This window comes from Streptomyces sp. NPDC060194, assembly GCF_042728285.1.
In the GTDB taxonomy this organism is placed as follows: Bacteria; Actinomycetota; Actinomycetes; order Streptomycetales; family Streptomycetaceae; genus Streptomyces.
Window position 1 is genome coordinate 1 of record NZ_JBHWZH010000193.1, and the last position, 8,796, is coordinate 8,796.

4 protein-coding genes and 1 pseudogene are annotated in these 8,796 nt (G+C 73.7%); 3 read left to right on the forward strand and 2 right to left on the reverse strand.

The features are described 5' to 3' along the window. Positions 1 to 46: 46 nt before the first annotated feature. On the reverse strand, positions 47 to 1,864 hold the full coding sequence (locus ACFWEG_RS26775; protein ID WP_387220083.1) for a lytic transglycosylase domain-containing protein: 1,818 nt from the start codon (positions 1,862 to 1,864) through the stop codon (positions 47 to 49). 303 nt (positions 1,865 to 2,167) lie between these two features. Here ACFWEG_RS26775 and ACFWEG_RS26780 point away from each other — a divergent pair. Continuing rightward, positions 2,168 to 2,989, forward strand: a pseudogene (locus tag ACFWEG_RS26780) (DUF4184 family protein). A 36-nt stretch (positions 2,990 to 3,025) separates the two neighbouring features. Here ACFWEG_RS26780 and polA read toward each other — a convergent pair. Further along, positions 3,026 to 5,752 (reverse strand): DNA polymerase I, encoded by a 2,727-nt coding sequence (gene polA, locus ACFWEG_RS26785; RefSeq protein WP_387220085.1) that lies wholly within the window; start codon positions 5,750 to 5,752, stop codon positions 3,026 to 3,028. Positions 5,753 to 5,928: 176 nt separating this feature from the next. Between polA and ACFWEG_RS26790 the strand changes: the two genes are divergently transcribed. Both ACFWEG_RS26790 and ACFWEG_RS26795 read left to right on the forward strand, forming a co-directional pair. Next, positions 5,929 to 8,226 (forward strand): FdhF/YdeP family oxidoreductase, encoded by a 2,298-nt coding sequence (locus tag ACFWEG_RS26790; protein ID WP_387220088.1) that lies wholly within the window; start codon positions 5,929 to 5,931, stop codon positions 8,224 to 8,226. A 74-nt stretch (positions 8,227 to 8,300) separates the two neighbouring features. Further along, the gene (locus tag ACFWEG_RS26795; protein ID WP_387220091.1) at positions 8,301 to 8,756 is read left to right on the forward strand and encodes a PaaI family thioesterase; all 456 of its coding nucleotides are present in this window, start codon (positions 8,301 to 8,303) and stop codon (positions 8,754 to 8,756) included. The last annotated feature ends 40 nt before the right edge of the window (positions 8,757 to 8,796 follow it).

Genomic DNA, 8,796 nt, shown 5'->3' on the forward strand with positions numbered 1-8,796 from the left:
CTCCAAGGGCGGCCGGGGGCCCGCGCCGTGGCGGTGCGCGGTACGGTCAGCCGGCCTGCGACGCCGACGCGGACGGAGAGGCCGAGGGGGACGCGGATCCGCCGCCGCCCGGCGCGGGCGTCCCGCCGCCGTCCGGGGGCGTCGTCGGCTTCGCGGCGGTGACCGTCACGGGCACGGTCGCCACGACGCCGCCGCCCGTCGTCAGCCGGATCGCGAAGGTGCCGGCGGCCTCGCCCGCGAAGAGCTCCGGGAGTTGCAGCCGCCCCTTCGCGTCGGTCCTGAGCCCGGCGAGGGTGCGCAGCGGTTTGCCGTCGGGTCCCTCGAAGTAGGGTCCCACCACCGCCGGTTCGCCCTTGGCGTCGAGGACGGCGACGGCGACGGAGGTGCCCGCGACGCCGTTGCCGCGGTAGGTCGCCGCGACCGTGACAGGGGCGGCGAAGGCCTCGCCGGCCGGGCAGGTCAGCTCGTCGGTGCCGATCCGGGCGAGGGTGTCGGCGACCGGTGCGAGGACGGTCCCCTGATGGGTGACGGGCGTGAGCGTGCGGCCGATGACGACGGCCCGGACGGTGAACGCGCCGTCCTTCGGCCCGGCGGTGAGTGCGGGGGCCGCGGCCAGACCGTCCGTGCCGGTGACGGCCACGGCGACGGTCTCGCCGCCGGCGAAGGCGGTGCCGGTGGCACCGGTGATCGTGAACCGCACCCGCACCTTGGCGACCGGCCCTCCCTTGGCGTTCACGGCCCGCACCTTCGGCGCGACCGCCAGCCGCTCGCCGGCGACCGCGGCGAGCGTGCCCGTGCCGGCGTCGCGGAGCGCCGCGACGGACTGGGTCGGGGTGAGCGGCGGCTCGGAGGGGTCCGGGGTCGGCGTCGGCGACGGGCTGGGGGGAGGCGTGGTGCCGGGCGGCGGCGAGGGGGTGCCGGGGCGGCTCGGAGAGGTGCCGGGCGTGGACGGCGGGGGTGTGGTCGCGGGCGGGCTCGTCGGCGCCTGCGTCACCGGGGCGGGGGACGGCGACGGCGTGCCGGGGGCGGGGGCGTCGCTGCGGTCCTCGGGGAGCACGCCGGTGCCGTCGGGGACCTCGTGGCTGCCCGTGCGGTAGAACTCCAGCCACGTCATGACCGTGTTCACGTACTCGCTGGAGTTGTTGTAGCTGAGGATCGCCTTGCGGAGGTCGCCAGGGTCGGACAGGTCGCGGCCGTTCGCGCAGAGGTAGTAGCCGGCGGCGAGCGCGGCGTCGTAGACGTTGTTGGGGTCCTTGGTGCCGTCGCCGTTGCCGTCGCGGCCGGAGGTGGCCCAGGTCGAGGGGATGAACTGCATGGGGCCGACGGCCCGGTCGTGGGTGGTGTCGCCGTCGTAGGCGCCGCCGTCGGTGTCGGAGATGTTCGCGAAGCCCTGGCCGTTGAGCTGCGGGCCGAGGATGGCCTCGGTGGTGGTGCCCTCGGCGTTCACCGCGCCGCCGCGGGCCTGACCGGACTCGACCTTGCCGATCGCGGCGAGGAGCTGCCAGGGCAGGTTGCAGCCGGGGTCCGTCTGCTTGACCGTCGCCTCGGCGCGCTTGTAGGCGTCGAGGACGGTCGCGGGTATGCCCGCCTCCGGACTGCCGGCGGGGGTGGTGGCGCCGGGCAGGTCGACGGAGGACTCGGGCTTGTCCGGGGTGGTCAGCTGCGGAAGGTCGGTGTAGTAGGGCGAGTTGCCGGTCGCCGTGTCCTCGGCGGCCTGGTCGGCGGCCCCGTTCGACTGCGGGACGTCGCGGGGACTGCCGGTCACTCCCGGCGCCTGCGAGGCGGACAGTGCCGCCACCGCCACGGCGGCGACGGTGGTGGAGACCGCCCCTCTGCGAAGCCTGCGACCGAACTGCGCTGCCATACGAATGACCCTCCCCGTCGCCGGACGGACGTCCGCCGATCTCCCGACGTCCCCGAACCGCCGACGCCTCCCTGCGCTCTGACGCAGGCGACCCTACGTCAACTGGCTTCGCTCATACACCCGTTCGTGACCGCCTTTCACCACTTCGCCACGCGGCGATCTCCTGGCGGCCTCTTTTCCGCGCCGGCGGCGATCACGCGCGAGCCCGGAGGGGGCCGCGCGGGCGTCGCGCATACTGGGCGTCCGCGCCCGGAGAAGGCCACAGGGGGACCCGTGCCGTTCACGCTCAGCCATGCCGCCGCCGTGCTGCCCGGCATCCGCCGCGACGGCACCGGACGCGGGCCGCTCGTCGCGTCCGCGCTGGTCACCGGGTCGCTCGCCCCCGACCTCACCTACTACGCGGCGAGCGTCGTGGACGGGGCGATGGAGTTCGGCGACTTCACCCACTCCCCCACCGGTGTGCTCACCGTCGACGCCCTGCTGGCCCTGCTCCTGATCGGCGTCTGGCTGCTGCTGCGGGAGCCGCTGGTGGCCCTGCTCCCGCGCGGCCGACAGGGCAGGGTCTACGCGCTGGTGCGGGGCCGCGGCTGACGCGGGCGGCCGCCGCTCGCGCTGGGCGCCGCCCTGTACGCCTCGGCGGTCGCCGGTGCGGGCACGCACGTCTTCCTCGACGGGTTCACCCACCACGACGGATGGGCGACACCCGCCCTTCCGGTGCTGAGGGAGAGCTTCGGCGGCTCCCCCCTCTTCTGGTATGCGCAGTACGGCGGCTCCGCCGTACTCGCCGCCGTCATCGGCGCGTTCGTCGTCTCCGCACTGCGGCGGGTGGAGCCCGTGGACCTCGCGCCCGTGCCCGCGCTCTCCCGCCGCGACCGGGTGCTCGCGCTCGCGTTCCTCGGCGGTTGCGCGACGCTCGCCGCGGTGCACCGGGTGCTGCGCTGGTGGGCCGCCTGGCACGGGACCGCGAAGCCGTACGAGATCATCCCCAGCGCCTGCTTCGGCGCGGGGGCGGGCCTGGCCGTGGCCCTCCCGCTGTTCGCGCTCGCGGTCAGGGCCCGCCGCCCGGCAACCGCCGCGACGGCCGCCGAGCCCGCCCCGGCGGACCCGGCGACCACCCGCCCGTGACCGCCGGCCCGTGACCACCCGCCCGTGACCGCCGGCTCAGTGCGCCGCCGACTCCCAGTCGGCGCCGACGCCGACCGACACGTCCAGCGGGGCGCGCAGTTCGGCCGCGCCCGCCATCTCGCGGCGCAGGATCTCCTCCACCCGCTCCCGCTCGCCCTTCGCGATCTCCAGCACGATCTCGTCGTGCACCTGGAGCAGCATCCGCGAGGACAGCCCCGCCTCGGTGAGGGCCGCGTCGACCCGCAGCATGGCGATCTTGACGATGTCCGCGGCGGTGCCCTGGATCGGCGCGTTGAGCGCCATCCGCTCGGCCGCCTCGCGGCGCTGGCGGTTGTCGCTGTTCAGGTCGGGCAGGTAGCGGCGGCGGCCGAGCATCGTCGCGGTGTAGCCGGTCGCCCTGGCCTCCTCGACCGCGCGCTGGAGGTAGTCCCGCACCCCGCCGAACCGCAGGAAGAACGTCTCCATCAGGACCCGCGCCTCGCCGGGCTCGATGGCCAGCTGCTGGGCCAGGCCGAACGCGGACAGACCGTAGGCGAGCCCGTACGACATGGCCTTGATCTTGCGCCGCATCTCGGGGTCGACCTGCGACTTCTCCACCCCGAACACCTGTGAGGCGACGGTGGTGTGCAGGTCCTCGCCGGACAGGAACGCCTCGATGAGGCCCTCGTCCTCGGAGAGGTGCGCCATGACGCGCAGCTCGATCTGGCTGTAGTCCGCCGTCATCAGCGACTCGAAGCCCTCGCCGACGACGAAGCCGCGCCGGATCGCCCGCCCCTCGTCCGTCCGGACGGGGATGTTCTGCAGGTTCGGGTCGGTCGACGAGAGCCGGCCGGTCGCCGCGACCGTCTGGTTGAAGGTGGTGTGGATGCGCCCGTCGGGGGCGACCGACTTGATCAGGCCCTCGACGGTGACCCGCAGCTTCGCCTGCTCGCGGTGGCGCAGCATGATGACCGGCAGCTCGTTGTCGGTCTGCGCGGCCAGCCAGGCGAGCGCGTCGGCGTCGGTGGTGTAGCCGGTCTTGGTGCGCTTGGTCTTCGGCAGGCCCAGCTCGGCGAAGAGGACCTCCTGGAGCTGCTTGGGCGAGCCGACGTTGAACTCGTGGCCCGCCGCCGCGTGCGCCTCCTTCACCGCCTGCTGCACCGCGCCCGCGAACTGCTGCTCCATCGCCTCCAGATGGGCCCGGTCGGCGGCGACCCCGTGCCGCTCCAGGCGGGCGAGGAGGGCGGAGGTGGGCAGCTCGACCTCCCTCAGCAGTTCGAGGGCGCCGACCTCGGCGAGCTTGACGTCGAACGCCTCGGCGAGGTCGAGGACGGTCAGCGCCTGCACCATCAGCGCGTCCGCCTGCGCGCGGTCGTCGCCCTCGTCCCCGTCGCCGAAGGCGAGCTGGCCGCCGCTCTCGGAGACCGGCGCCAGCTCGCGGCCCAGGTACTCCACGGACAGGATGTCGAGGCCGAAGGTGCGCCGGCCGGGCTTGACGAGGTAGGCGGCGAGCGCGGTGTCCATGGTGACGCCGTCGACGCTCCAGCCGTGCTCGGCGAAGACCCGCATCACGCCCTTGGCGTTGTGCATCGCCTTGGGCCGCTCGCCGTCCGCCAGCCAGTCGGCGAAGGCCCGCTCGTCGGCCTCGTCGAGCCCCGCGGGGTCGAACCAGGCCGCCACTCCGCCGGGCGCGGCGAGCGCGATCTCGGTGACGGAGCCGGCGCCGAGCTGCCAGCTGTCCACGGTCGCGACACCGACCGCCGCCGTGCCGTGCTCGGTCAGCCAGGGGCCCAGCTCGCCGCCGACGAGGACCCGGCCGTCCAGCTCGACCCCCGAGAGGGCGGCCGCCTCCGTCTCCTCCTCCTCGGCGCCCGGGTCGACGGCCAGCAGCCGCTCCCGCAGCGAGGGGTTGCGGATCTCCAGGGTGTCGAGGATCCCGAGCAGCGCCTTGCGGTCGTAGGGCAGGCGCTCCAGGTCGGCGGGGGTCCTCGCGAGCTCGACGTCGCGGACCATCTCGGTCAGCACGCGGTTCAGCTTCACCGACTCCAGGGCGTCGCGGAAGTTCTGCCCCGCCTTGCCCTTGACCTCCTCGGCGCGCTCCACCAGCTCGGCGAAGGTGCCGAACTGGTTGATCCACTTCGCGGCCGTCTTCTCGCCGACGCCCGGGATGCCGGGCAGGTTGTCCGACGGGTCGCCGCGCAGGGCGGCGAAGTCCGGGTACTGGGCGGGGGTCAGGCCGTACTTCTCCACGACCTTCGCCGGGGTGAAGCGGGTCAGCTCCGAGACGCCCTTCGTGGGGTACAGCACCGTCACGTGGTCGGTGATCAGCTGGAAGGAGTCCCGGTCGCCGGTGACGATCAGCACGTCGAACCCGGCCGCCTCGGCCTGCGTGGCGAGGGTGGCGATGACGTCGTCCGCCTCGAAGCCGTCGATCGCGAACCGCTGGACGTGCATCGCGTCGAGGATCTCGCCGATCAGCTCGACCTGGCCCGCGAACTCGTCCGGCGTCTTGGACCGGTTGGCCTTGTACTCGGGGAACTCCTTGGAGCGCCACGTCTTGCGCGAGACGTCGAACGCGACGGCGAAGTGCGTGGGCGCCTCGTCGCGCAGCGTGTTCGCCAGCATCGACGAGAAGCCGTAGACGGCGTTCGTCGGCTGGCCCGACGCGGTCGTGAAGTTCTCCGCGGGCAGCGCGAAGAACGCCCGGTACGCCAGGGAGTGCCCGTCCATGAGGAGCAGGCGGGGACGGGTCTCGGCGGTCTGCTTCGATGCTGTATCTGCCACGTCCCCGATCCTGCCACGCCCCACTGACACTCGGCGCCGACCGCACGGACACGCCCGGCCGACCGCGGCCGCCGCGCCGGCGCGGGGCCCTGCGGCGGCTGCCAGGAAGTCCGATGTCAGTGGGCCGTGGGACGATCGGACAGGTACGAGACGCACATGCGGCACGGGGAGCGATCATGGCAGGCAAGGCACCGCACGGCGACCCGGTCCAGGACGCCCCCGAGGTCGGCGCCCCGCAGCACTCCGCCGCCGGGCTCCCCGCCGTCGGCCACACCCTGCGGATGGCGACCGGGCAGATGGGCGTGCGCCGCACCGCGCTGACCCTGCTGCGGGTCAACCAGAAGGACGGCTTCGACTGCCCCGGCTGCGCCTGGCCCGAGCCCGACAAGCGGCACACGGCCGAGTTCTGCGAGAACGGCGCGAAGGCCGTCGCCGAGGAAGCCACCCTGCGCCGCGTCACCCCCGCCTTCTTCGCCGCGCACCCCGTCGCCGACCTCGCCGGCCGCAGCGGCTACTGGCTCGGCCAGCAGGGCCGCCTGACCACCCCGATGTACCTGCCCGACGGCGGCTCGCACTACGAGCCGGTCAGCTGGGAGCGCGCCTTCGACATCGTCGCCGAGGAGCTCCACGCCCTCGACTCCCCCGACGAGTCCGTCTTCTACACCTCCGGCCGCACCAGCAACGAGGCGGCGTTCCTCTACCAGCTCTTCGCCCGCGAGTTCGGCACCAACAACCTGCCCGACTGCTCCAACATGTGCCACGAGTCGTCCGGCTCCGCGCTGAACGAGACGATCGGCGTCGGCAAGGGCAGCGTCCTACTGGAGGACCTCCACCGGGCCGACCTGATCATCGTCGCCGGGCAGAACCCCGGCACCAACCACCCCCGGATGCTCAGCGCCCTGGAGAAGGCCAAGGCCGCCGGCGCCCGGATCATCACGGTCAACCCGCTGCCCGAGGCCGGACTGGAGCGCTTCCGCAACCCGCAGAACGCGCGCGGCCTGCTCGGCGCGGGCACCCCCCTCACCGACCTCTTCCTGCAGATCCGCATCGGCGGCGACCAGGCCCTCTTCCGCCTCCTGAACAAGCTCGTCCTGCAGACCGACGGCGCCGTCGACGAGGCCTTCGTCCGTGAACACACCCACGGCTACGAGGACTTCGCCGCCGCCGCGAAGGACGCCGACTGGGAGGGCACGCTCGCCGCCACCGGCCTCACCCGCGAGGACATCGAGCGCGCCCTGCGCATGGTCCTCGACTCCGAACGCACCGTCGTGTGCTGGGCGATGGGGCTCACCCAGCACAAGCACTCCGTGCCCACCATCCGCGAGATCGTCAACTTCCTGCTGCTGCGCGGCAACATCGGCCGCCCCGGCGCCGGGGTCTGCCCGGTCCGCGGCCACTCCAACGTGCAGGGCGACCGCACCATGGGCATCTCCGAGCGTCCCACCGAGCCGTTCCTCGCCGCCCTCGACCGCGAGTTCCAGATCACCTCCCCGCGCCGCCACGGCCTCGACGTCGTCAACGCCATCCGCGCCCTGCGCGACGGGACGGCGAAGGTGTTCTTCGCCCTCGGCGGCAACTTCGTCGCCGCCTCCCCCGACACCGACGTCACCGAGGCCGCGATGCGCCGCGCCCGGCTCACCGTCCACGTCTCCACCAAGCTCAACCGCAGCCACGCCGTCACCGGCGCCCGCGCGCTGATCCTCCCCACCCTCGGCCGCACCGAACGCGACCTCCAGGCCGGCCCCGACGGCAAGGGCGCCGAGCAGTGCGTCACCGTCGAGGACTCCATGGGCATGGTCCACGCCTCCCGCGGCCGGCTGAAGCCCGCGAGCCCGCAGCTGCTCTCCGAACCCGCCATCGTCGCCCGCCTCGCCCGGCGCGTCCTCGGGAGCCGCTCCACCACCCCCTGGGAGGAGTTCGAGCGGGACTACGCCGCCATCCGCGACCGGATCGCCCGCGTCGTGCCCGGCTTCGAGGACTTCAACACCCGCATCGGCCACCCCGGCGGCTTCGCCCTCCCCCACGCCCCGCGCGACGAACGCCGCTTCCCCACCGCCACCGGCAAGGCCAACTTCACCGCCGCCCCCGTCGAGCACCCCCACCTGCCGGAAGGCCGGCTGCTGCTGCAGACGCTGCGCTCCCACGACCAGTACAACACCACGATCTACGGCCTCGACGACCGCTACCGCGGCATCAGGGGCGGCCGCCGCGTCGTCCTGGTCAACCCCGAGGACGCCGAGCGACTCGGCCTCGCCGACGGCGACTTCGCCGACCTCGTCAGCGAATGGCGCGACGGCACCGAGCGCCGCGCCCCGGGCTTCAAAGTGGTCTGCTACCCCACCGCCCGGGGCTGCGCCGCCGCCTACTACCCCGAGACCAACGTCCTCGTCCCGCTCGACGCCACCGCCGACACGAGCAACACCCCCGCCTCCAAGTCCGTCGTCGTCCGCCTGGAACAATCCGTGCACGCCTAAGCGTTCGCTCAGGCAGCGATCCCGCGACACCAGCGATCAGCGACACCGCGATCCGACGACGAGGAGCCGGCCCCATGGGCGAGCAGAAGACCGTCACGTTCCCGCAAGAGGTCATCGACGAGTACGCCGGTCTCGGCGTCGACCTCCCCGCCCTCTTCTCCGCCGGCCACCTCGGCGAACGCATGGGCATCGAGATCAAGGAGGCCGCCGCCGACCGCGTCGTGGCCACCATGCCCGTCGAGGGCAACACCCAGCCTTACGGCCTCCTCCACGGCGGCGCCTCCGCCGTCCTCGCCGAGACCCTCGGCTCCATCGGCTCCATGCTCCACGGCGGCCCCGGCAAGATCGCCGTCGGCGTCGACCTCAACTGCACCCACCACCGCGCCGCCCGCTCCGGCCTCGTCACCGGCACCGCCACCCCGGTCCACCGCGGCCGGTCCACCGCCACCTACGAGATCGTCGTCACCGACGAGCAGGACCGGCGCGTCTGCACCGCCCGCCTCACCTGCCTCCTGCGGGACGCCGGTTGACCCGCGGCCCCCACGGCGGTCGCGCCGCGTACCTCGGCGC